Raw genomic sequence first — 22,616 nt, forward strand, 5'->3', positions numbered from 1 at the left:
GTTTCAAAGGAATAATGCGCACCCTTCGCGCTTGGTTCCGCCGCAAGCGCTGCGGCTGGACAACCTGAGCCACGGATGCGCCGAGCTGACTCATTGCTGCGAATCCCGCGCTGCTACCCGCACCCCTTGCAGGCTGGATCCTTGGACAGATTGAGCGTCCTGAGCCCAGGTTTGAGCCCATCCAGAATGTGCAGTTTGCCATATTGCGGATCGCCAAGGGCGCTCACACCGTTCAGCAAAGCGCGCACCGCCTGCAAAGCGGCAAAACTTCCCGCCCAACCGGCCATCGCGCCGAGCATGCCGTCTTCGGCGCAGGTGTCGCAGTCCTCGGCATCGAACGCATCGCCGACAAAACAGCGGTAGCACGGCTCGTCAGCCAGATGCCCGGCGAATGCACCGACCTGCCCCTGGAAACGGCCAACGGCGGCCGAAAGAAGCGGGGTGCGTTCAGCGACGCAGGCATCCGAAACGGCGAGCCGGGTCGCGAAATTGTCCGTGCCGTCGAGCACGAGATCTGCGCCCGCGATCAGCTCACCTGCGTTTTCAGACGAGATGCGTGAATCCGATATCGACGCGTCGAGTGCATCATCGAAATTGGCGAGCCAGCGACGCGCGCTCGTGGCCTTGCCATGGCCGACGTCGCGGTTCGTAAAGATCGTCTGGCGTTGAAGATTGCTGCCTTCGACAACGTCGTCATCGACCAGCGTGAAGCGCCCGATGCCGCTCGCTGCAAGATATTGCAACGCAGGCGAACCGATGCCGCCGAGGCCGATCACCGCGACATGCTTGCTCGCGAGCGCGACCTGACCCGCTCCGCCGATTTCAGGCAGGACAATATGGCGGGCGAACCGGTCCAGTCTGGCTGGTGATAAGCTCATGGAGAAGCTGTTTACAGCCTGTGCACAGCCTGTCGACAGGGCTGTTGATGGCCCTGTCGACAAACGGTTCGCAAGTTGTGGGTGCCCTGTGGAGCTTAGCTTTCAAGCTGGCGCAGAAGGCTGCGTACATCGCCGTCCATATCGGCGTCGCGCTGGCGCAGGTCTTCGATCAGCCGGACGGCGTGGATAACCGTCGAATGGTCGCGTCCGCCGAATTTGCGCCCGATCTCTGGATAAGAGCGCGGTGTCAGCACTTTCGAAAGGTACATCGCAACCTGCCGCGGACGCACGACCGCGCGTGCGCGGCGCTTCGACGACATTTCGCTGCGGTCGATCCGGTAGAACTGGCAGACCGTGCGCTGGATCTCGTCGATCGTGATCCGGCGGCGATTGGCCGACAGGATATCGGTGAGCTGTTCCTCGGCAAGATTGAGCGAGACTTCCTGCCCTGTCAGCTGTGCATAGGCGATCAGCTTGTTCAGCCCGCCGCACAGCTCCCGCACGTTGCGAGTGATCGTGCGGGCAAGGAAATCGAGCACGTCATCCGGCACTGAAAGCGGCGCGAATCGCGACAGCTTGGATTCAAGGATCTTCTTGCGCAGCTCGATATCGGCGGCCTGGATATCGGCGACCAGGCCCATCGAAAGCCGCGAAAGCAGGCGCGGTTCCACCCCGTCCAGGGCCTGCGGTGCGCGGTCGGCGGCGAAGACCAGCCGCTTGCCTTCGGCCAGCAGCGCGTCGATCGTGTAGAGCAATTCTTCCTGAGCGCTCGCTTTGCCGATGATGAACTGGATATCATCCACGAGCAGCAGATCGAAGCTGCGCAGGCGCGCCTTGAATTCCATCATCTGGTTGGCTTTGAGCGCCTGGACGAACTCGACCATGAACCGCTCTGCGCTGCAGTAGAAAATGCGTGCACGCGGATGCGCCTGAAGGAAGGCGTGACCGATCGCGTGGAGCAGGTGCGTTTTTCCCTGACCGGTAGCGGCCTTGAGATAGAGCGGCGAGAACTGCGGCTGTTCGGTCGCGGCCATGCGCTGCGCTGCATTGCAGGCGAGCACATTGGCCTCCCCGGTCACGAACGCGGCAAAGGTCAAGGATGGATCGAGACCGACCGAGCTTGTGAACCCGGCATCGCCGATCGTGCCTGCGGCTACGGCAATCGCGCTGGCACCGTCATTCGCAGGACGGCGGCTGTTGTCGAGCCTGAGTTCGGGCAATTGTCGACGGCCAGGATGAACCTGAATGTTGATGGTGCGCACTTCGCTGCGCGCAATCTTCCATGCCAGCTGGAGGCGGTCGTGGAAGCGATCCTTGACCCAATTTGCCGAGAATTCGGTCGGAAGGAAAAGATCGAGAACTCCGGTTTCCTTGTCGATGACGCCGACTTGGATCGGCTTGATCCACTGGCTGTGCAATTGGTGACCCAGATCCTTACGAAGACCCTGGCTGATATCGGCCCAATCTGCAGCGAGGTTTACGGCTTCGGCATCTTCCATCAAATCATCGTCTGCTTTCCGACGCGTGGCCCGCGCCTTATCGGTATTATGCACTTTCGCTTCCCCAATACTTTCCCGTCTCCGGAGCCGCATCCGGAGTGCATTTTCACCACGCGATAGGTAAAGCTCACCCGTCCCCGAAAACCGCAGTTTTCAGGATCCCCCCTATCGACCAGATTGTTAAAACCCGAGCTGTCCCGACCCGGGTGAGTGATGAATAAAGAGCGCATCGGCCCTCAGTGCAAGCGCTGAATTTTAAAAAAACTGAAATATTCCGGTTGACTCAGTGCTATCCCGCAGAGCTGCGTTGAAGTTACTGATTTCGCTGGAGAATCGTGTTTTCCACAATGCGAATCGCGGGGATTCCGTGGCTTAGCCCGGGCGACTTCTGTCACATTCGTCATAAACGAAAAGGGCCGCGCCAATTCAGCGCGGCCCCAAGACCTTACCTAACGTAATTTTGCGTATCGCAAACGGCGAATCGCCATCCGCGAAAAGCGAATCAGAGCGCAGCGACGCGCTTTGAAAGGCGCGACATCTTCCGCGCGACCGTGTTCTTGTGCATCACGCCGCGAGCGACACCGCGGGCCATTTCTGGCTGAGCAGCCTTGAGCGCTTCGGCGGCCGCTTTCTTGTCGCCTGCCTCACAGGCAGCTTCAACCTTCTTCACGAAACCACGAATGCGGCTCATGCGGGCGGTGTTGACTTCCGTCCGGCTTGCATTGCGGCGGATGCGCTTACGGGCTTGCGGCGAATTGGCCATATTCTTGTCTGTCTCGCGTTCTGTGAAGGCCGCCACGGGGCGACCGAATGTCTAAATCGGTAATGCTCGAAAAATCGGCGCAGAGGATTCGCCCCAACTGCCGGAAAGCGCGCGACATAAGGCGAAGGGGTGCGAAGGTCAAGGATTCGCTTATCTCTGGCACTTCGCGCAGTACCACGTGCTGCGCCCGCCTTGGGCTATGCGGCGGATCATACCTCCATCGGCGCGCCGGCATGGCTGGTCCGTCCGGCCATACGCATCGAAACGCGTTGCGAAATAGCCCAGCTCCCCATCGGGCTGCGCGTAATCTCTCAGCGATGATCCGCCATCCCTGATCGAGGTTTCCAGCACATCCCTTATGGCCGGTACAAGCCGGGCGAGTTGAGGCTTCGTCACCTTGCCTCCGGCCTTGCGCGGATGGATACCCGCCCGCCAAAGCGCTTCGCACACATAAATATTGCCAAGCCCGGCCACGATCCGCTGGTCGAGCAGGCACAGCTTGATGCTCTGGACCTTTTCTTTCAGCGCGCTCTGCAAATGCTCTGGCGTCAATCCGGGGCCCAGTGGCTCAGGCCCGAGCGCAGCGAATTGCGGCCACGCGTCGAGAGCATGGGCCGCGACGAGATCGACCGACCCGAAGCGGCGCGGATCGCACAAGGCGAACCGGTGTCCTTCGGTTTCCAGTACAAGATGATCGTGCGTGTCGGGCTCTTCCGGGTCGATCCTCCAGCGCCCGCTCATGCCGAGGTGGAAGATCATCGCCGATCCGCGGTCGAGATGGAGCAGCCCGTACTTTGCCCGGCGCGAAAGCTGTGTGACCCGCGCCCCGGTCATCACTTGTACGAGTTCGGGCGGGAAGGGTCGACGCAGGTCGGGCCTGTTCAATTGGACGCGGGTTATTCGCTCGCCATCCAGAAAACGCGCCAGGCCGCGCACCGTGGTTTCGACTTCGGGTAGTTCGGGCATCTCTTTCCCTCTAACACCCTTTGCCGAACCGGCAATTCCATCTAGGGCACATCGCATGAGCGAAACATCAGAAGAAACAGTCTCCTTCGGTTACGAAGACGTCACTCCGCAGGAAAAGACCCGGCGTGTCGGCGAGGTGTTCAGCAGCGTCGCACGCAAATACGATATCATGAACGATGCCATGTCGATCGGGATGCATCGCGGCTGGAAGGACCGCTTCGTCAAACGCGTGAAGCCGCAGCCCGGTGAGCAGATCCTGGACATGGCGGGCGGAACGGGAGACATCGCGTTTCGCATGGCGGATCGCGGGGCTGATATTACCGTCGCCGATATCAATCAGGACATGCTGGATGTTGGCGCAGAGCGCGCGATGGACCGCGCGGAAAGTGAAGAAACAGGAAGCCTCGTCTTCACGTGCCAAAACGCCGAAGACATCAGCTTCGCATCGAACAGTTTCGATGCGTACACAATCGTGTTCGGCATTCGCAATGTGACCTTCAAGGACAAGGCGCTGGCCGAAGCGCACCGGGTGCTTCGGCCCGGAGGGCGTTTTTACTGCATGGAATTTTCGACCACCGAATGGTCCGGGTTCAAGGAAATCTACGATGTCTATTCGGACAAGTTGCTGCCGCGGATGGGGCAGGCGATTGCAGGCGATGCCGATTCGTACCGCTATCTGGTCGAGTCGATCCGCAAATTTCCGTCTATGCCGGAATTCGAAAGCATGATCCGCGCGGCAGGTTTTGCGAACACACGTGTCGAGCCGATTCTGGGCGGGGCGGTCGCGATCCATTCTGGCTGGAAAATTTGAGGGGCGGAAGACTGGAACCGTTCCCGGCTTCAACCGCACTACATCCATGACCTCTCCCGCCACTCATCTCTCTCGCCTGGCCCGTTGGGGCGTCACACTGGCGCGCCGCCGCGCGCTGGTGGGTATCGAGGACGATCCGAACGCCCCGACGCAGCTCAAACGCCTGGTGAAACTGGCGCGCTGGACGACATTCACGAGCAAGAACGGCACTCGCGATTATGGCGAGGCGTTTCGCGCGATCGGCCCGGCGGCGATCAAGCTGGGCCAATCGCTCGCAACCCGGCCCGATCTGGTCGGCGAAGAGGCTGCCGAGAACCTGCTCAGTCTGCAAGACAGCCTGCCGCCCGTCCCATTTGCAGAGATCAAGGCCTCGATCGAGGCAAGCTTCGACCAACCGCTCGAAACGTTATTTGCGGAGGTCGATCCCGTTCCGGTGGGTGCAGCATCGATCGCTCAGGTCCATAAGGGCACGACCACCGAGGGAGGCAGCGTCGCGATCAAGGTGCTGCGTCCGGGCATTCGTGAGAAATTTGCGCGCGATATCCAGACCTACGAATGGGCGGCTGCGCATGTCGAGGAAATGGGCAGCGAAGCGGCGCGCCTCCGGCCGCGTTTGACCATCGCCAATTTCAAACGCTGGACCAATTCGGAACTGGATCTGCGGCGAGAGGCAGCCTCCGCGTCCGAGCTGACCGAAGCCATGGCGGGTATCGGTGGTTACCGTATCCCGGCGATCGACTGGGACCGCACCAATGGCCGGGTGCTGACGGTCGAATGGGTGGACGGGGTCAAGATCTCCAATCGCGATGAACTGATCGCGCGCGGCCATGATCTCAATGCGATTGCAGAGAAACTCGTCATAAGCTTTCTGACACAGGCGATAAGCGCCGGGTTCTTCCACGCCGACATGCACCAGGGCAATCTGTTCGTGGAAGACGATGGCACCATCGTGGCGATCGATTTCGGGATCATGGGCCGGATCGATCGGCGTGCGCGGCAATGGCTTGCGGAAATCCTCTACGGGCTCACCACCGGCAATTACAAACGCGTCGCCGAGATCCATTTCGAAGCGCAGTATGTGCCCAGCTATCATTCTGTTGGCGAATTCGCGACTGCGCTGCGTGCGGTAGGTGAGCCGATGCGCGGTAAACCGGTCAAGGAATTGAGCGTCGGCCAGATGCTCGACGGGTTATTCGCGATCACCCGCGATTTCGACATGCAGACGCAGCCGCATCTGCTGCTGCTGCAGAAAACCATGGTGATGGTCGAAGGCATCGCGACCCAGCTCAACCCCGACATCAATATGTGGGACACCGCCGCGCCCTATGTACGCAGCTGGATCCGCGACGAGCTGGGTCCTGAAGCGGCGGTTGCGGATCGGATCAAGGAAGACACCGAAACGCTGTTTCGCTTGCCTGGCCTGATTCGCCGGCTCGAAGAACAATTCCCGCCCAAAGGCGGCGCGCCCGAACCTCCGCCACTCCCGGAAATCAGGCTGCTTACCGATCGCAAGGAGCGGACCGGCGGCTCCCGCTTCGGCTATCTCCTCGCGCTGATCGCGGGCGCTGGCGCGATGTGGGGCGCGGTAAGCATGGGATGGCTGGGCTAAGCGTGCACCGGCTGAGCGTGAAAACCGCTATGGTTCAGGCAAATTTTAACCATTGTGTACCATGGCATTGTGCGAGTTTGCGTATGCTCTTGGCTGGACAAGGATGCCCGGCTAGGCTGCTGCGCGTAATTGGCCGGCACCATTCCGGCAAAATGGAGACGTACACGCGCATGATCGGCTGGGACGGCCTTTTCGACTTGAGCATTCGCGGAGCTGTGAAGTGAGCAAGGCCTCACCGAAAGTGCTGCTGGTCGTGGGCGGCGGGATCGCAGCCTACAAATCGTGCGAGCTCGTGCGGCTTATCCGCAAGGGCGGCGGCGACGTCACTTGCGTTGTGACCAAGGGCGGACAGCAATTTGTCACGCCCATGTCGCTCGCCGCGCTCAGCGAAAACCAGGTCTATACTAACCTCTTCGACCTCAAGAACGAGGCGGAGATGGGCCATATCCAGCTGAGCCGGGAGGCAGACCTTGTGGTTGTGTGCCCGGCAACCGCTGATCTGATGGCCAAAATGGCCGCCGGGATCGCCGATGATCTTGCGACCACGCTGATCTTGGCGACGGACAAGCCCGTGATGGCTGTGCCCGCAATGAATGTGCGGATGTGGGAGCACGAAGCAACGCAGCGCAATCTCGATCTGCTCGGGCAGGCGGGTGTGAACGTCCTGCATCCCGACGAAGGCCAGATGGCATGCGGCGAATTCGGGTATGGCCGTTTGCCCGAACCGGGCGCGATCTGGCGCGAGATTGCGGCCCATTTCGGCATCGAAGTCGAAGACGAACAGCCTGCACCAATTCCGGCCAACGACCAGCAGGACGAAGCCGGCGACGAAGAATTCGAAGTCGAGGCGCTTGAACCGGAAGAGGACGAGGGCGCTCTGAGCGGTCTCGGCGGCCTGCTTGCGCGGATCATCCCGCGCTCCACCGCTAAGCGCTCGCATGAAGATCTGGAGGCAGAATATGCCGAACTCGATGAGCAGATCGATGGCGAATTCGGCGAGGAAGAGCTGAGCGAAGAAGAGCTCGCCGATCTCACCGAGGAGGAAGCCCCGGAATTCAACCCCGATCTCGGCGGGCCATTGCTGGCCAAGAAAGGCGCGGCCGGCGCTGCCCCGCCGATCGATCTCAGCGCAATCAATCACGAAGTCGACGACCGTAAAGCCGCACCTGAGCGGATCGAAGGCGCTGCGCCTGCCGCAACCGGCGAGATCGAAATTGTCGAAGACGATGCGCTTGGCGGTCAAGGTTTCGATATCGATGCAGGTTACAGGCCGCTTGATGGACGGCATGTGCTTGTCACTGCTGGTCCGACATGGGAAGCGCTCGATCCGGTGCGTTACCTCGCCAACCGTTCCAGCGGGAAACAGGGCTTTGCCATCGCCGCAGCCGCAGCGGCGCTCGGGGCGAAGGTGACACTGGTCGCAGGACCAGTCTCGCTGAAGACTCCTGCGGGCGTCGACCGGATTGACGTCGAAAGCGCGGAAGACATGAACAAGGCGGTCAAGCAGGCTCTGCCTGCCGATGCAGCGGTGATGGTTGCAGCCGTCGCCGATTGGCGGCCGAAAGAATATATCGGAGCCAAGATCAAAAAGCGCGGATCAGCGCCGCCAGCACTGATGCTGACCGAGAACCCGGACATCCTCACCAATGTTGCGAGCGGCAAGAACCGGCCCGAGCTGGTCGTCGGCTTTGCTGCTGAAACCGACGATGTGCTGGCCAACGCCAAGGCGAAACGTAAACGCAAGGCTGCCGACTGGATCGTCGCGAACGATGTTTCGGGAGACGTCATGGGCGGCGACGACAACCGCGTCCACATCGTCAGCGCCAATGGGGTGGAAAGCCTTGACGAAATGCCGAAAAGCGCCGTCGCGATGGCCTTGGTCGAGCGCATCGCCGCTTCGTTTAAGGCCGAGGCGGCGGAATGAGCGTGCGCCACGTCGGTGCCGAAGGCGACCAGACAAGCGTGTCCATCCCGGTAGAAGTCAAACGCCTGCCGCATGGCGAAGGCCTCGATCTGCCGGCCTATGCGACTGACGGCGCCGCAGGCATGGATATTGTTTCCGCAGAGGATGTTACTCTGGATCCTGGAATGCGGCATGCGGTTGCCACCGGGCTCGCTGTGGCTATCCCGCCCGGCTACGAAATTCAGGTCCGCCCCCGCTCCGGTCTGGCGTTCAAGCACGGCATCACCGTTCCGAATACGCCCGGTACGATCGACAGCGATTATCGCGGCGAATTGAAAGTGCTGCTGATCAATCATGGCACCGACCCATTCGTGATAGCGCGCGGCGACCGCGTCGCGCAGCTGGTCCTCGCACCCGTTACTCAGGCGAGCTGGAATGAAGTCGAGGAACTCGGCGCGACGGAGCGCGGGGCAGGCGGCTTCGGATCGACTGGCGGGCACGCCAGGCTTTAGATCATCGCGTGAGGAAGCCGGGATCGAACGCGCGCGCTTCCGCGGCAGTCAGTTCGAGCCATGGCCGGAAACGCCCAAGCCTGTCTTTCCAGAAATACAACACCCATCGATCGCCCTTTTCGGGTAGCGATGGCAGGTTCCACTCGCATGCCGCTGATCCCCAGCCGCGCTCGAACTGGATCGATTCCGGCAGGCCCGAGCCCTGCAAGATTTCCGTGATCTTGGCGGTGGCGATCCAGGGGTGGGTGTCGCCTTCCGGTTCTCGAATATGCCGCGCATCGATGATTTGGACCGCCGCGACCGCCTGAATGGTACCGCTCGCGAGCCCCTGCTCGATCCGTGCCGCGGGTTCGATAAAGACCGCGCAGGCAGAAGCAGCTGCAGGAAATACGGCGAAGAGAATGCTGCTGAGGCAGATGTAGCGGCGCATTACAGGATTGTTGACCGTGCTGGCTGAATAATCCCGGAATCAAAAAGGGCGACGCTGATCCCTTGCGCCGCCCTTTCGTTCCCGTCCAAGGGTTGTAACAATTGCAACCTAGCCGATTAATCGACCTGGCGCACGGTCTTTTCGTCTTCCTTGATAGTGATCCGCAGGGTTTCACCCGAATTGCCAGGGAAATCAGTGAACAAGGCTTCTACCAGGTTCGGCACAAGGCTCTGCAATCGGTTCGACCTGGAGGCGGCCTGCGCCTGACCCTCGAACAAGCGCTCTCCCGTTTCCGTCGAATCGATCTTCAGATCGATATCGCTGACATAGACCGTGTAGCTGCGGACCTGCGGTCCGGCGAGGAACGGGTCATGGAACCCGAAAGCGAAGCCGCGGCGGAAGCCATAGCCCCGGCCCCACGGGCCGAAGAACGGGTCGTAAAATCCTGCCGCACCAATACCGGTCGAGCGAATGCGTTCTCGCCCGTTATCGACCCCGTAATCGAAACGAACCAGAAGGTTCGCGTCGGACGGCGATGCAGCTTCGCTATAGCCGAGGCGTGCCATCTCTTCCGCGACCAGATCTGCGTAAAGCCCGAATTCCAGACCTCCTGCGAGCTGCGGATCCTCCGCCACGACGGCGAAAGTCTGACCCTGAGGCGCGGGAAGCGTGGTCGCAAAGCGCGAAACGTCGGCCTTGAACGAAGGTGCGCAGGCAGAAAGCCCCGCTGCAAGCAGCAGTGGCAACGCGAGCCGCGCAGCGGTGGTCTTGAGAGGTTGTGTCATAACGTACCCTATTGATTGATCACGCAGCAAAAGTGTCCACCAGTGAAGTCATGCAGTCCCCTCGCATGATCCCGCACGGCAGGATCCGACCTCAAACGTCAATCTGTCACTGAGCGCCCCGACTGTAAAGCATTGGTCTGAACCGCGTTTGAACGCATCCAGAAGGCGATTAGCCGCGCAAGAGGCCCAATGCCTTGTACGCCTTGTCGAGCGTCGGCAGGCCGTGTTCCCGCGCCTGCGCAGCGCCGCGAGCGAGGATCGCGTCGAGCGTTTCCCGGTCGTCCTTCAGTTCCACGAAGCGGGCATTGACAGGCGCCAGCGTTTCCACGAGCACCTCGCCCAAAGCAGGCTTGAACGCGCCGAACCCATGCCCACCGTGATCGGCGAGCACTTGGTCGACGGTTTTGCCGGTCAATGCGCTGAAGATACCGACGAGGTTTTGCGCCTCTGCGCGGCCCTCCAGCCCCTTCGCCTCGCTTGGCAGAGGCTCAGGATCGGTCTTCGCCTTCTTGACCTTCTTGATGATCGTATCGGCATCGTCGGTGAGGCTGATACGGCTCATCTCGGACGGATCGGACTTGCTCATCTTCGCCGTGCCATCGCGCAGGCTCATGATGCGGGCAGCGGCGGGCGGGATATAGGGATCGGGCAGGGTGAACAGCGGCGCGTCCTCTGCACAGAAATCAGTGTTGAATTTCTGCGCGATGTCGCGGGCAAGCTCCAGGTGCTGTTTCTGGTCTTCGCCTACCGGCACATGCGTAGCCTGGTAGAGCAGCACGTCTGCAGCCTGCAGCACGGGGTAGGTGAACAGGGCAATCGACTGGCCTTCGCGGTTCTTGCCCGCCTTGTCCTTCCACTGGGTCATGCGGTTGAGCCAGCCCATTCGAGCCGTCCCGTTGAGCAGCCATTGCAGCTCTGCGTGAGCCGGAACCTGTGCCTGGTTGAACAGGACGGTTTTCGCCGGATCCACCCCGCAGGCGACAAGTGTGGCGACCATTTCGCGGGTGTTCTGAGTGAGTTCTACCGGATCATGCGGCTGCGAGATCGCATGGAGATCGGCAAGGAAGATGAAGCATTCACCGCCCGAGGCATGCGCCTCTTCCTGAAGCTTCACAAAATTGACGATCGCGCCGAGATAATTGCCAAGATGCGGCTTGCCCGTGGGCTGGATGCCGGAGACGACTCTCATGGAAATGCTTTCTATCTAACCTTGCCGGCGCATTAGGCGCCGAAACGTGGCCTTGTCGAGGACGCCGAGCACCACCGTGCCAACGCCGTACGTGATCACGCCGATAACAAGGATCGCGGCGATCCCGGCCGCCTTTTCACCGATCGTGCCGATAAACCATGGATCGATCTGGAGCATCAGGAAATACAGCGCCGCTCCCATCGCCGCCGCGGCGAGTGCAATGCGGGCCACACGCCCGAACAGGCGCGCCTCGATCCGGTAGAAATTCTTGGCGTGCAGAATTCCGGCGAGCATCAGAATATTGCACCACGCCCCGACAGCCCCGGAAATTGCAAGTCCGGTGACGCCGTAGATCGGAACCAACACTATGTTGAGGCCGACCGTCACAACCAGAGAGATCGCCGCAGTGATAACCGGAGTGCGGGTGTCTTTGCGAGCGAAGAAATTCGGCGTGAGCACCTTCACGAGTACGTAGGCGGGAAGCCCCACGACCAGTCCCTGCACGACCATCCCGGTGACGGACGCATCCTCTTGGGTGAAGGCCTGCCCGGCCATGAACACGCGCACGAATGCGGTGCCGGTGAAGAACAGCGCGACAGCGCACGGCACAGTGAGCAGCATCGCCAGTTCGATCGCATTCGATTGCAGGCGGGCGGCCTCATCGCTTTCTTCACGCCCGAGATAGCGTGAGAGCGCGGGCAGGATCGCCGTGCCGAGCGCGATGCCGATAATTCCGAGCGGAAGCTGGTTCCAGCGATCGGCCATCTGCAAATAGGTGTAGCTGCCAACCGGTAGGGTCGAGAGGAAAAACAGGTCGACGAAGCGGCTTATCTGGTAAACGCCCGCACCGAAAATGGCCGGGACCACCAGAATGCCGAGCTCTTTTACGCCTGGCGTCATCCGCGGAAACACCAGCGACAGGCGAAAGCCTGCTCGGCGCATGAAATATCCGAGCCACACGACCTGCAGCAGACCCGACAGCGACAGCGCCCATGCCATTGTCTGCGCAGTCATGCGGCGAGCCTCGAGATCGCTGCCCAGCGTGAGGCCGTACGTTAGCGCTGCTATCAGGCAGATGTTGAGCAGCACCGGCGCCGCGGCTGCGGCGGCGAAGCGCGAAAGCGAATTGAGCACCGCTGCAACCAGCGTCGCAACGCTCATGAACAGCAGGTAAGGAAACGTCACCCGCCCCATGAAGACGGCGATCTCGAGGTTGCCGGATTCGTCTGTGAGGCCCTCGGGCGCGAAAAATTCGATCACCCAAGGCATCGCGATGAGGGCGGCGGCGCCGAACACGATCAGGATCGGCAGCAACACCGCGAGCACCGAGGTTGCGAATTTCTCTGCCTCGCCCATATCGCCGTCCTCTTTCATCCGCCGGTTGAACAGCGGGACGAAAGCGCTGGCGAAGGCTCCTTCTGCAAACAGCCGGCGAAATATGTTCGGCAGCATGAACGCCAGCTGCCACGCATCGCCCATCGCCGTCGCGCCGAGCACGCGGGCGATCAGGATATCACGTACGAAGCCGAAGACGCGGCTGACCGCCGTCAGCCCGCCAATCGTTCCGACGTTCTTAAGCAGGCTCATGCGTCAGGCCCGCGCTTTCATGCGATCAGGTATTGCCTTCAACGGGAGGTGCCGCGCCCTCAGCGCCTTCTTGCTGGCGGCGTTGCTGAAGCTGCTGAACATAAAGACCGTTGAAGTCGATCGGATCGACCATCAGCGGCGCAAAACCGGCATCGCGGACTGCATCGGCAACGATGCGGCGCGCGAACGGGAAAAGGATGCGCGGCGCTTCGGCAAACAGGAATGCGTGCGCCTGCTCATCCGGGACGTTGCGAATGCCGACGAGACCGCAATAGGAAAGCTCGATCAGATAGGCTGTGCCTTCAGCCGCGCTTGCCGAGACGTTGATCTTGAGCGTGACCTCATGGACTTCATCGGTCTGCGCTTCCGATCCGATGTTGAACTGGACGTCGATCTTCGGCTGCTCTTTCCACTGATAAACAGCAGGGGCATTCGGGTTCTCGACCGAAAGGTCCTTTACGTATTGCGTGATGATGGCAGCGGTTGGCTGCGTGTCGGCACCGTTTGCGCCCGGGTTCTGGTTGTCGAGGTTGGTGAGGATGTCGCCTTCGTCGGCCATGATGTCTGTGTCTTTCGCAAATAGGTAATGATATTCAGGAATTCGGGTTAGGACCTGTGGTCTCGCGCCGTGAAATCTGTTGCGGCGCGCGCCTAGCAGGCGCAGGACGTGCAAGCAACCGGACGAAACTCGCCAAAACCGGATGGAAGTGCAACCTATTGCCCGTTGGCGAATTGTAATTGATGCCTATTTAAGGCACGTAACGTTTCTTCGGGAGAATCTCGGGGGATCCGGGGTGATGAAAAGGCGAGGTTAATGCCTGATCGTATAACCTGAAGATGACAAGGTCGGGCTGACCGGCTGCAAAGGTAATCGGACCAATATCGTGATTTTAGAAATCGTCATTCTCGCCATGATCGCCGCATTCCTGGGCCTTCGACTGTATTCCGTGCTGGGCCGCCGGGCCGAGCATGAGGAAGAAGCGATCCCGCAGCGTTTCGACGCTGGCGATAATTCGCAGCCCAAACCTCAGCAGGCGCAGGGCGCGGCACCCACCGCCCCGCAGCGCGTTGTCGAACTGGAAGGGGTCATGCCTGCGGTCGAGCGCGGCATTCGCGAAATCGGCGAGGCGGATCGCGGTTTCGATCTGACGGGCTTCATCGAAGGCGCGAAGGGCGCTTACGAAATGATCCTCGAGGCGTTCTGGACCGGCGACCGGGAAACGCTGCGCGAATTGTGTGATGACGACGTGTATGCCGGTTTCAGCGCGGCAATCGACGCGCGCGAAGAAGCTGGCCATACCTTGGACAATAAACTGATCCGGGTCGAAGAGACGCGTGTTCACTCCGCATCGATGGATGGCCGCATGGCGCGCATCGCGATGCTGTTCGTGGCCGATATTGCCGCCGTGACCCGTGACAAGGATGGCAATGTTGTGGCCGGTTCGCTCGACGATGCGATCGAGAGCCGCGATGTCTGGACCTTCTCACGCAATGTCGGCGCGCGCGACCCGAACTGGGTCCTCGACGAAACCGACGAAGGCTGATTATCGCCGGGGCATCGACCCCTCAAATCACAGGGAAATAGCATGCGCATCGGTTTGGCATTGGCTTTCCTGCTCGTGCTGGCCGGTTGCGGACGGATGATCCCCGATGCTGCACCGCCGGTCACGAGCCTTCCGGCACCTAGTCCCAGCGCCTCTGCGACAACCGTGGCCGCAGCACCTCCCGCTCCCGCCTATTCGGGTGGCACCGCGATCCAGATGGGCGCGTTTGCGCTCTCCCCACTTCTCCTCAACAGCATCAGCTCTGTCGATGCGGCGGCGGACCTTGATGCCTTTCTGTTGTCCTGTCCGGTTGCCACCCGGCGAGACGATACGTCGGGATTGACCCGGCCATCCGATTGGCAGGAGCCATGCCGCGCTGCGGCGAGCTGGCCGCGCGTACGCGCGGCGCAATTTTTCTCGACGCAGTTTACTCCGGTTCGCGTTGGCGATGGCCGCGCTTTCGCCACAGGCTATTTCGAGCCGGAGATCAGCGGTAACCTCACGCGCCGCTCATCGACCGACGTACCGGTCTACGGCGTGCCGAACGATCTCGAGCGGTGCTGGCGCGACGACATTCCGGAAAGCGAGCGGACCGGCCGCGCACCGCTTTCCCGGCGCACGGCCAGCGGCAGCTGTGTTCCGCATTACACCCGCGCAGAAATCGAGGCAGGCGCTCTCGATGGCAGCGCGCCGGTGCTCGCCTATGCGAGCGACCCGGTCGAACTCTTCTTCCTCCAGATTCAAGGCTCCGGCCGCCTCGTTACCGACACCGGCGAAGTCATCCGCATCGGTTATGCTGGCCAGAACGGTCATGGCTACACCGGGATCGGCGGGGTTATGCGCGAGCGCGGTTTGCTGGGTGACGGACCGGGCCAATATGCGGCCTCGATGCAGGGCATCATGCAATATCTGCGCGAAAACCCGCATGAGGGCGCCGACCTGATGCGCATGAATGAAAGCTGGGTGTTTTTCCGCGAGCTTGATGGTGAAGGTCCGCTCGGTTCGATCGGAGTGCCGGTGCGCGCCCGCAATGCCGTGGCGGTCGATCCCAGATACGTGCCCTACGGTGCGCCGGTCTATCTCGATCTCGACCGCGATGTTGCTGATGGCTTGTGGATCGCGCAGGATACGGGCGGCGCGATCAAGGGCGCGAACCGGTTCGACACGTTTTGGGGCGCAGGCGATGACGCACGCTCGATTGCGGGCGGCATGAGCGGTCGCGGGGAAGCGCTGGTCCTGCTGCCGAAAGTGAGCGCCGAGCGTCTGCGCCAAGTTCCATGAGTTTCCCGCGCGGGCTGAGCAGCGAAGAACAGCAGGCATGGGCGCGTTTGGCACAAAGCGTGACGCCGCTGGCCGGGCGCAAGGCTCCGCCAGTCTCCAAGACACCCGCCAAGGTCGCGTCTTCAACGGTGAAGCCCGCACCTGCTCCCATCGCTCCGACCCCGCCCAAACGTGCACCTTTGCCAGCCCGTCAACCGCCACCTTCGCCGCGCCGGATGTTCTCATCCGAGCTTGATTCGCACTGGAACAGAAAGTTGAAAGCGGGACAAATCGCTCCCGATTATACGCTCGACCTGCACGGTCACACGCTCGACAGCGCATACGGCCGGATCGTCAGCGGCCTTGACCAGGCGCGCGCGATGGATGCGCGGGTTGTTCTCGTGATCGCCGGGCGGGAACGTCCCGTTGATCCGGCCGATCGCGGTAATAAGCGCGGCGCGATCCGGGCAAAGCTGCTGGATTGGCTTGCCGCCAGCCATCACGCCGACAGCATCGCCGCTGTGCGCCGCGCGCATATCCGCCATGGCGGCGAGGGCGCGCTCTATTTGGTGCTGAAACGGCGGCGTTAGAGAGAACGAAACACGAGCGACCATCGCCACTAGTTTGAATCGCAAAAATTGCGCCTTGTGCTAGTTTCGCTAACTGAAAACAGTCGGTTCAATCGTTTCAATTGTCGAGACTCGGCAGGTTCACGAAAAATAGAATTAGACAGGGGTTTGAATAGGATGCTGATGCGAGCCATTTATGTATTGGCATGCCTGTGCGCTGCTGCCCCTCTAGCCGCCGAGACAGAGCAGAAAGTCTATGAATTCAAGTATGAGGATCTGAAGGCGTCGCCATGTTTTCGGGAATATGACAATCTTGACGACCGTCCCTTGGGTAAGTGTGTTCAGACGATATTAGACGCGTCCCCCCGGATGCAGCTGTTTCATCTCGATGCAATGCTTGGGAACTTTCTGTTGCCGGCGGCCGACGGTATCCCTGCATTGAAGCTCGAGGCTCTGGCTCCTGAGGCGCGATTTAAGGCTGCGCTTGCCAAAGCGACCGTATCGCCTGGAACTGACGCGACCCGCCAGCGCTCGCAACTGCGCAAGCGTGTAGCTGAGGCTCGCGAGCGGGGGGATTTGGTTGCTGAAAACTTCGCGCTGCGGTCTCTATCCGACTATTTGCGGGATTCCTCTAGCCAGGATGGACTGCCCGAAATTGCCGCTCGCTTTCGCGAACTGCATGTACTGCTCGATAGTCCGGTCCCGTTGGTGAACGCTCTGATGGCTGAAGCGTTTGTCGCGCGGTTAAACCAGGATACCGTGACGGCGATCGAAAAAACCCAACAACGTATCCAGGTTCTGGAAAACGCCGGGGAGTCCGCTTTAGCGGGGACCGCTAACCTTAGCTTGGGAAAGGCTATATTCGACCTCGGGGATTATGAACTGGCTATTTCGATCTATGAAACCGCCGCTCGTGAGCTTGAACAAGGCAACCTGAAGTCTTCCGTGAACTATGCGTCTGCAACCCTAAGTATAGGCTATAGCCTACTGGAGTTGGAGCGATACGAAGAAGCTATGGCGATTTTCGATGAAGTCACCCAGCTGGAAGAATCAAACGATAGTACAGTGCTCGCAAGCTATATAGACACTGCTCGCGCGAAAACTCTTTACGGGATGGGACAACCCGACGCGGCCTTCAGGGTCGCCGACCGTGTATTGGAGCGCGGCCTGGATTTCCTACCTGCTCCGGTATACGCGGAATTTTCTGTATGGAAAGCAGCACGGCTGCTGGACGCAAACCGCATCGTGGAAGCGGAGCAGGCTCTCAAGTTCGGGGCAACTGCCATCGATCTCGATAGCGGAGAAACTATCGAGACCAAACTCGACGGAGTGGATCCCTTTTATGCCGTGAACTATGCGAGGAACATGGCGATCGTGATGGATCGTCTCGGTCGGCCGTCGGAAGCTCTGCGATATGCCCGTTATGCTCTGTCCAACTATGCCGACTGGATGCAGGCCGAAAAACTGCAGGCAACGGTCAATGTAGAGACGTTGATGCAGATCCGGTCGCGCGACGAGGCGATCGCAGGACTGGAGCGGGACCGCTTGCTGCAAGCGGCGCGGTTGGACCGCGCGCAATTGCGGCAGAATTCGGCGATCCTCGGCGCGCTTGCAGTGGCGATTATCGCCGTGCTGATCTTTGTCGCCTATCGCAACCAGAAGCGCGCTGCCACGCTGCAAACGTTGATCGTTTCGGAAGAACAGCACCGCACGAAGAATGCCCTCCAGCTCGCCGCAAGTCTCATTCGCGCCGAAGCACGTCAGAGAAACCAGGGAGCCGATGCGCTATCGGCCAGCGAGCCAAGCGAGGTGGCTCAGCGGATCAAAGTAATGTCGATGGTTTATGACAGGCTGCATAGATCGACCGAGGGTGCGAATGTCGATGCGCGCCCCTTCCTGACCGACTTGTCGCGCGAGGTACTAAGTGCTTTTCGCAGCGGTGGACCGATCGGCCTTGAGCTTGATGTGGAAGACAGGCAGCTTCATGCGAGCGTCGTAACACCGATAGGGCTAATCGTGTGTGAAGCGCTAATGAATGTATGCAAGCATGCTTTTGGTTCGAAAGAACCCGGCTCGGTAGCGGTAACTTTGCGAACCGAAGGTAGGCAGAGAGTCCTACTGATCTCGGACGATGGCGATGGACCGCCTGATCCAGATAAAATAAGCGGTGGCGGCACTCAATTAATCCACGATCTCGCTGATCAGCTTGGCGCTCAGGCGCAAATGCTGGACGATTGCGGGACGACTTGGCGCATTGCGCCTATACCGGATAGGCTTCGCGGCGCCTGACAAATAAAAAAGGCCCCCGACGAAGATGTCGGGGGCCTCGTTAGCCACTGGGGGGATGTTCCTTACTTGTGGTACTTGGCGTATTGAAGATCGAACCGGTCGGCGTCCATCACCTTGGTCCATGCCGCTACGAAATCGTTCACGAACTTCTCCTCGCTCCCGGCTTCGGCGTAAACCTCTGCCTGGGCGCGCAGCTGCGAATTCGATCCGAAGACCAGGTCGGTGCGAGTGGCGCGGAACTTCTCCTCGCCTGTCTTGCGATCGCTGCCGACATATTCCTCATCACCGCTACCGTCGACGATCACCCACTTGTTGCCCATGTCGAGCAGGTTGGTGAAGAAGTCCGGCGTCAGCTGGCCGACACGGTTGGTGAAAACGCCGTGGCTGGTGTTGCCTGAATTCGCGCCGAGCGCTCGCATCCCGCCGACCAGAACGGTCAGCTCGGGGATCGAAAGACCCAGCAGGTGCGCCTTGTCGATCAGCATGTCCTCCGTGCGGACGTTCGCCTTGGTCTTGAGGTAATTGCGGAAACCGTCGGCGAACGGTTCCAGCGGCTCGAAGCTTTCGGCATCGAATTGCTCTTCGGTCGCATCGCCGCGGCCTGTGGTGACATCGACGCTGACAGTGTGGCCGGCATCCTTGGCTGCCTTTTCAACCGCCGCTGCACCGCCAAGCACGATGGCATCGGCCATCGAGATATCGCCGCGCAGCTCATCAAGCTTCGAAAGGACTTTACCGAGCTCGTCGGGATCATTCGCTGCCCAGTTCTTCATCGCATCGAAGCGGATATGTGCGCCGTTCGCACCGCCGCGGTGATCCGAATTGCGGTAGGTCGAAGCCGAGGCCCAGGCCGCTTTAACCAGCGCCGAGACGCTGAGGCCGCTATCGATCACCTTCGACTTGAAATCGGCGACCGCGCTGTCCGATGGCTGGGTTCCAGCGGGGATCGGATCCTGCCAGATCAACTCTTCGCTCGGGACTTCCGGGCCGAGATAGCGAATCTTGGGACCCATGTCGCGGTGGCACAGTTTGAACCACGCGCGCGCGAAAGCATCGTCGAGCTGCTCCGGGTTTTCGAGGAAGCGTTCCGAAATCTTGCGGTAATCCGGATCCATTTTCAGCGCCATATCAGCGGTGGTCATCATGGTTGGCACCTTCTTCGAAGGATCGCGGGCGTCCGGAGCCATATCCGCCTCATCGGGATTGATCGGCGTCCATTGCTGTGCGCCCGCCGGGCTTTTCACCAGTTCGAATTCGTATTTGAACAGGATGCGGAAATAATCGTGGCTCCACGATGTCGGGTTGTTCGACCAAGACCCTTCGATGCCCGAGGTCGTGATGTGGCCTTTGCCGATCTCGTCCTCATCGTTGAGCCAGCCGAAGCCCTGCAATTCCAGCGCTTCGCTTTCTGGTGAGCCGCCGAACGTGTCGGAAGGCTCTGCGCCATGCGCCTTGCCGAATGCGTGACCGCCAGCAGTCAGGGCGACGGTTTCTTCATCATTCATCGCCATGCGCGCGAACGTTTCGCGCATGTCGCGCGCGCTCTGGAGCGGATCGGGATTGCCGCCCGGACCTTCCGGATTGACGTAGATCAGGCCCATCTGGATCGCGGCGAGCGGATTTTCGAGTGCTTTGCCAGCATCGGGTTCGATGCGCGTCGCGGCGCCCTGGTCCACCCACTGTTCCTCGGTACCCCAGTAAACGCTTTCAGGCTCGAACACGTCCTTGCGTCCGCCGCCAAACCCGAAGACCGGACCGCCCATGCTTTCGATCGCGACATTGCCTGTCAGTATGAAAAGGTCGGCCCAGCTGATGTTGCGCCCATATTTCTGCTTGATCGGCCATAGCAGTCGGCGCGCCTTGTCGAGGTTGCCGTTGTCGGGCCAGCTGTTGAGCGGGGCGAAACGCTGCTGCCCCGTGCCTGCACCGCCGCGGCCATCGCCGGTGCGATAGGTGCCTGCCGCGTGCCACGCCATGCGGATGAAGAACGGGCCGTAATGACCGTAATCGGCCGGCCACCAATCCTGGCTGTCGGTCATCAGCGCAGTCAGGTCGCCCTTCAGCGCTTTATAATCGACCGTGTTGAATGCTTCTGCGTAATCGAAATCTTCGCCGTAGGGATTGGCGCTCTTGCCTTGCTCGGTCAGGATGTCGAGCTGCGTTGCTTCGGGCCACCAGTCCTTGTTCGTCCGGCCCAGCAGCGTGCGCATTGCGCCATCACCGTGGAATGGGCAGCCACCGCTCATTTCGCCCGTTTTCGCATCCATCATTCTCTCCTTTGACACTCTCAAGACTCGGGACCCACCCGAGATCGACAATATCATGATGATGCATGCGCGCTAATCAGTCCAATCGATTAATGCGCCGGGTTTGATTAAGTTTTTCGCTCAAGACCGACTGTCCGCGCGAGCCAAGGGCAATCAAGCCGCCTGCGCGATATCCTCGACCGGCTCGTTGCGGATGAGATAATCGAATGCGCCAAGACCTGCGGTTGCGCCGGTGCCCATTGCGACCACGATCTGCTTGTCCTTCACGGTGGTAGCGTCGCCTGCCGCGTAGATACCGGGCAGATTGGTCGCACCGTGATCGTCTACGATAATCTCGCCGTATTGCGAAAGCTCGACACCGCTGTCGGCAAGCCATTCGGTGTTCGGCACGAGCCCTATCTGGACGAACACGCCTTCGAGGTCGATCCGTCGCTCCTCGCCGCTTGTCCGGTCCTTGAGCACGAGCCCGCCTACGCGCGAGCCATCGCCCGTTATCTCGGTGGTCTGGCCATTGGTGATGATTTCGGCATTGGCCAGACTGCGCAGCTTACGCTGGAGAACCTCGTCGGCGCGCAGCTTGCTGTCATATTCGATCAGCGTGACGTGGCCGACGATTTTGGCGAGGTCGATAGCCGCCTCGACACCCGAATTGCCGCCGCCGATCACTGCAATCCGTTTGCCTTTGAACAGTGGCCCGTCGCAGTGAGGGCAATAGGCGACGCCCTTGTTGCGGTATTCGGCTTCACCGGGAACGCCAAGATTGCGCCAGCGGGCGCCGGTCGAAAGGATCAACGCGCGCGATTTTAGTGCGGCGCCATTTGCTAACGTCACTTCGTGGAATCCGCCCGCTTCGCTCGCCGGCTTGAGCTGGACGGCGCGGGCGAGATCCATCAGATCGACGTCGTTTTCGCCGATCTGTTTCTTCAGATCGTCTGAAAGCTTCGGCCCTTCGGTGTAGCTGGTGCCGGGCAGGTTCTCGATCCCGAGCGTATCCTGCAACTGCCCGCCGAAGCGCTCGGCCGCGATGCCAGTACGAAAGCCCTTGCGCGCCGTATACACAGCGGAGGCCGCACCTGCCGGGCCGCCGCCGATAATCAGCACCTCGAATGGGTCTTTCGAGGCGAGCTTTTCAGCTGCCTTCGCATCTGCGCCGCTGTCGAGTTTCGAAAGGATCTCGGCGAGCTCCATCTTGCCGTTGAAGAAACTCTCGCCGTTGAGGAAAGTCGCAGGCACAGCGAGTACACCGCGCTCCTCGACCTCGTTCTGGAAGGTGCCGCCTTCGATCAGCGTGGCAGTGATATGCGTGTTCTCGAGCGCCATCAGCGTAAGCGCCTGCACCACGTCTGGACAATTGTGGCAACTCAGCGAGAAGAACATCTCGAAATCGTAATCGCCTTCGAGCGCACGGACCTGCTCGATCAGGTCGGCATCTACTTTCGGCGGATGGCCACCCGCCCACAGCAGTGCGAGTACCAGTGACGTGAACTCATGGCCCATCGGCAGGCCGGCGAAGCGCACCCACTTGTTGGCATCGCTTGCGCGGCGGATGATGAAGCTGGGCTTGCGATCATGCGTGCCGTCGAAACTTGCGGTGACCATGTCATGCAGTTCGGCAATTTCCGTCAGGAGCTCGCGCGTCTGCGCGGATTTCGCCCCGTCGTCCAGCGATGCGACCAGTTCGATCGGTTCGCGAAGATTGGCGAGGTATTGCCTGAGCTGGGCCTGCATGTTGGCATCGAGCATGGATGGTCTCTT

At 60.5% G+C, this 22,616-nt stretch carries 19 protein-coding genes; 8 read left to right on the forward strand and 11 right to left on the reverse strand.

Annotated features, from left to right (window positions below; all coding sequences use genetic code 11):
- Window positions 1-113: 113 nt before the first annotated feature.
- The 4 genes from KCG45_RS07265 to mutM form a co-directional block, all read right to left on the reverse strand.
- The gene (locus KCG45_RS07265; protein WP_218316574.1) at window positions 114-878 is read right to left on the reverse strand and encodes a HesA/MoeB/ThiF family protein; all 765 of its coding nucleotides are present in this window, start codon (window positions 876-878) and stop codon (window positions 114-116) included.
- A 95-nt stretch (window positions 879-973) separates the two neighbouring features.
- Window positions 974-2,377 (reverse strand): chromosomal replication initiator protein DnaA, encoded by a 1,404-nt coding sequence (gene dnaA / locus KCG45_RS07270; protein ID WP_190788913.1) that lies wholly within the window; start codon window positions 2,375-2,377, stop codon window positions 974-976.
- Window positions 2,378-2,879: 502 nt separating this feature from the next.
- Entirely contained in the window at window positions 2,880-3,140 is a 261-nt protein-coding gene (gene rpsT, locus KCG45_RS07275) for a 30S ribosomal protein S20 (RefSeq protein WP_218316575.1), read from the reverse strand.
- A gap of 150 nt (window positions 3,141-3,290) precedes the next feature.
- Window positions 3,291-4,106: a bifunctional DNA-formamidopyrimidine glycosylase/DNA-(apurinic or apyrimidinic site) lyase gene (mutM, locus tag KCG45_RS07280; RefSeq protein WP_218316577.1), complete on the reverse strand. Its 816-nt coding sequence runs from the start codon at window positions 4,104-4,106 to the stop codon at window positions 3,291-3,293.
- A 55-nt stretch (window positions 4,107-4,161) separates the two neighbouring features.
- On the opposite strand from mutM, the gene KCG45_RS07285 reads away from it, so the two are divergent.
- The 4 genes from KCG45_RS07285 to dut all read left to right on the forward strand — a co-directional run bounded on the left by KCG45_RS07285 (window position 4,162) and on the right by dut (window position 8,941).
- Complete coding sequence (locus tag KCG45_RS07285) at window positions 4,162-4,917, forward strand: class I SAM-dependent methyltransferase (RefSeq protein ID WP_218316579.1); 756 nt, start codon at window positions 4,162-4,164, stop codon at window positions 4,915-4,917.
- Between the two features lie 46 nt (window positions 4,918-4,963).
- The gene (gene ubiB, locus KCG45_RS07290; RefSeq protein WP_218316581.1) at window positions 4,964-6,526 is read left to right on the forward strand and encodes a 2-polyprenylphenol 6-hydroxylase; all 1,563 of its coding nucleotides are present in this window, start codon (window positions 4,964-4,966) and stop codon (window positions 6,524-6,526) included.
- Window positions 6,527-6,746: 220 nt separating this feature from the next.
- Window positions 6,747-8,450, forward strand: coding sequence for a bifunctional phosphopantothenoylcysteine decarboxylase/phosphopantothenate synthase (locus KCG45_RS07295; RefSeq protein WP_218316583.1), 1,704 nt, complete (start codon window positions 6,747-6,749; stop codon window positions 8,448-8,450).
- Window positions 8,447-8,941 carry a dUTP diphosphatase gene (gene dut / locus KCG45_RS07300; protein ID WP_218316584.1) on the forward strand — a complete coding sequence of 165 codons (495 nt, stop codon included), beginning with the start codon at window positions 8,447-8,449 and terminating at the stop codon, window positions 8,939-8,941. Before KCG45_RS07295 ends, dut begins: the two co-directional genes overlap by 4 nt.
- Window position 8,942: 1 nt before the next feature.
- Here dut and KCG45_RS07305 read toward each other — a convergent pair whose 3' ends face one another.
- The 5 genes from KCG45_RS07305 to secB all read right to left on the reverse strand — a co-directional run bounded on the left by KCG45_RS07305 (window position 8,943) and on the right by secB (window position 13,491).
- On the reverse strand, window positions 8,943-9,371 hold the full coding sequence (locus KCG45_RS07305; protein ID WP_218316585.1) for a hypothetical protein: 429 nt from the start codon (window positions 9,369-9,371) through the stop codon (window positions 8,943-8,945).
- Between the two features lie 116 nt (window positions 9,372-9,487).
- On the reverse strand, window positions 9,488-10,156 hold the full coding sequence (locus KCG45_RS07310; RefSeq protein ID WP_218316587.1) for a DUF4136 domain-containing protein: 669 nt from the start codon (window positions 10,154-10,156) through the stop codon (window positions 9,488-9,490).
- Between the two features lie 169 nt (window positions 10,157-10,325).
- Complete coding sequence (gene trpS / locus KCG45_RS07315; RefSeq protein ID WP_218316588.1) at window positions 10,326-11,345, reverse strand: tryptophan--tRNA ligase; 1,020 nt, start codon at window positions 11,343-11,345, stop codon at window positions 10,326-10,328.
- Between the two features lie 15 nt (window positions 11,346-11,360).
- On the reverse strand, window positions 11,361-12,932 hold the full coding sequence (murJ, locus tag KCG45_RS07320) for a murein biosynthesis integral membrane protein MurJ (RefSeq protein WP_218316589.1): 1,572 nt from the start codon (window positions 12,930-12,932) through the stop codon (window positions 11,361-11,363).
- A 25-nt stretch (window positions 12,933-12,957) separates the two neighbouring features.
- A complete protein-coding gene (secB, locus tag KCG45_RS07325) occupies window positions 12,958-13,491 on the reverse strand; it encodes a protein-export chaperone SecB (protein WP_218316592.1) in 534 nt (177 codons plus the stop codon).
- A gap of 325 nt (window positions 13,492-13,816) precedes the next feature.
- Here secB and KCG45_RS07330 point away from each other — a divergent pair, with 325 nt between their 5' ends.
- The 4 genes from KCG45_RS07330 to KCG45_RS07345 all read left to right on the forward strand — a co-directional run bounded on the left by KCG45_RS07330 (window position 13,817) and on the right by KCG45_RS07345 (window position 18,594).
- Entirely contained in the window at window positions 13,817-14,476 is a 660-nt protein-coding gene (locus tag KCG45_RS07330; protein WP_218316594.1) for a Tim44/TimA family putative adaptor protein, read from the forward strand.
- Between the two features lie 42 nt (window positions 14,477-14,518).
- Entirely contained in the window at window positions 14,519-15,757 is a 1,239-nt protein-coding gene (gene mltA, locus KCG45_RS07335) for a murein transglycosylase A (RefSeq protein ID WP_218316595.1), read from the forward strand.
- Window positions 15,754-16,326 carry a Smr/MutS family protein gene (locus KCG45_RS07340; protein WP_218316597.1) on the forward strand — a complete coding sequence of 191 codons (573 nt, stop codon included), beginning with the start codon at window positions 15,754-15,756 and terminating at the stop codon, window positions 16,324-16,326. Before mltA ends, KCG45_RS07340 begins: the two co-directional genes overlap by 4 nt.
- Window positions 16,327-16,716: 390 nt before the next feature.
- The gene (locus KCG45_RS07345; RefSeq protein WP_218316599.1) at window positions 16,717-18,594 is read left to right on the forward strand and encodes a sensor histidine kinase; all 1,878 of its coding nucleotides are present in this window, start codon (window positions 16,717-16,719) and stop codon (window positions 18,592-18,594) included.
- Window positions 18,595-18,656: 62 nt separating this feature from the next.
- On the opposite strand, the gene katG is transcribed toward KCG45_RS07345, so the two are convergent.
- Window positions 18,657-20,861 (reverse strand): catalase/peroxidase HPI, encoded by a 2,205-nt coding sequence (katG, locus tag KCG45_RS07350; RefSeq protein ID WP_218317570.1) that lies wholly within the window; start codon window positions 20,859-20,861, stop codon window positions 18,657-18,659.
- 153 nt (window positions 20,862-21,014) lie between these two features.
- Window positions 21,015-22,604 carry an alkyl hydroperoxide reductase subunit F gene (gene ahpF, locus KCG45_RS07355; protein WP_218316601.1) on the reverse strand — a complete coding sequence of 530 codons (1,590 nt, stop codon included), beginning with the start codon at window positions 22,602-22,604 and terminating at the stop codon, window positions 21,015-21,017.
- Window positions 22,605-22,616: the final 12 nt, after the last annotated feature.

This window comes from Erythrobacter ani (assembly GCF_019204025.1).
GTDB lineage: Bacteria > Pseudomonadota > Alphaproteobacteria > Sphingomonadales > Sphingomonadaceae > Erythrobacter > Erythrobacter ani.

What these genes read in the sequence shown, in the direction of transcription:
- KCG45_RS07265 (WP_218316574.1), bottom strand. Translation starts at nt 878, where the DNA reads ATGAGCTTATCACCAGCCAGACTGGACCGGTTCGCCCGCCATATTGTC.
- dnaA (WP_190788913.1), bottom strand. Translation starts at nt 2,377, where the DNA reads ATGGAAGATGCCGAAGCCGTAAACCTCGCTGCAGATTGGGCCGATATC.
- rpsT (WP_218316575.1), bottom strand. Translation starts at nt 3,140, where the DNA reads ATGGCCAATTCGCCGCAAGCCCGTAAGCGCATCCGCCGCAATGCAAGC.
- mutM (WP_218316577.1), bottom strand. Translation starts at nt 4,106, where the DNA reads ATGCCCGAACTACCCGAAGTCGAAACCACGGTGCGCGGCCTGGCGCGT.
- KCG45_RS07285 (WP_218316579.1), top strand. Translation starts at nt 4,162, where the DNA reads ATGAGCGAAACATCAGAAGAAACAGTCTCCTTCGGTTACGAAGACGTC.
- ubiB (WP_218316581.1), top strand. Translation starts at nt 4,964, where the DNA reads ATGACCTCTCCCGCCACTCATCTCTCTCGCCTGGCCCGTTGGGGCGTC.
- dut (WP_218316584.1), top strand. Translation starts at nt 8,447, where the DNA reads ATGAGCGTGCGCCACGTCGGTGCCGAAGGCGACCAGACAAGCGTGTCC.
- KCG45_RS07305 (WP_218316585.1), bottom strand. Translation starts at nt 9,371, where the DNA reads ATGCGCCGCTACATCTGCCTCAGCAGCATTCTCTTCGCCGTATTTCCT.
- KCG45_RS07310 (WP_218316587.1), bottom strand. Translation starts at nt 10,156, where the DNA reads ATGACACAACCTCTCAAGACCACCGCTGCGCGGCTCGCGTTGCCACTG.
- trpS (WP_218316588.1), bottom strand. Translation starts at nt 11,345, where the DNA reads ATGAGAGTCGTCTCCGGCATCCAGCCCACGGGCAAGCCGCATCTTGGC.
- murJ (WP_218316589.1), bottom strand. Translation starts at nt 12,932, where the DNA reads ATGAGCCTGCTTAAGAACGTCGGAACGATTGGCGGGCTGACGGCGGTC.
- secB (WP_218316592.1), bottom strand. Translation starts at nt 13,491, where the DNA reads ATGGCCGACGAAGGCGACATCCTCACCAACCTCGACAACCAGAACCCG.
- mltA (WP_218316595.1), top strand. Translation starts at nt 14,519, where the DNA reads ATGCGCATCGGTTTGGCATTGGCTTTCCTGCTCGTGCTGGCCGGTTGC.
- KCG45_RS07340 (WP_218316597.1), top strand. Translation starts at nt 15,754, where the DNA reads ATGAGTTTCCCGCGCGGGCTGAGCAGCGAAGAACAGCAGGCATGGGCG.
- katG (WP_218317570.1), bottom strand. Translation starts at nt 20,861, where the DNA reads ATGGATGCGAAAACGGGCGAAATGAGCGGTGGCTGCCCATTCCACGGT.
- ahpF (WP_218316601.1), bottom strand. Translation starts at nt 22,604, where the DNA reads ATGCTCGATGCCAACATGCAGGCCCAGCTCAGGCAATACCTCGCCAAT.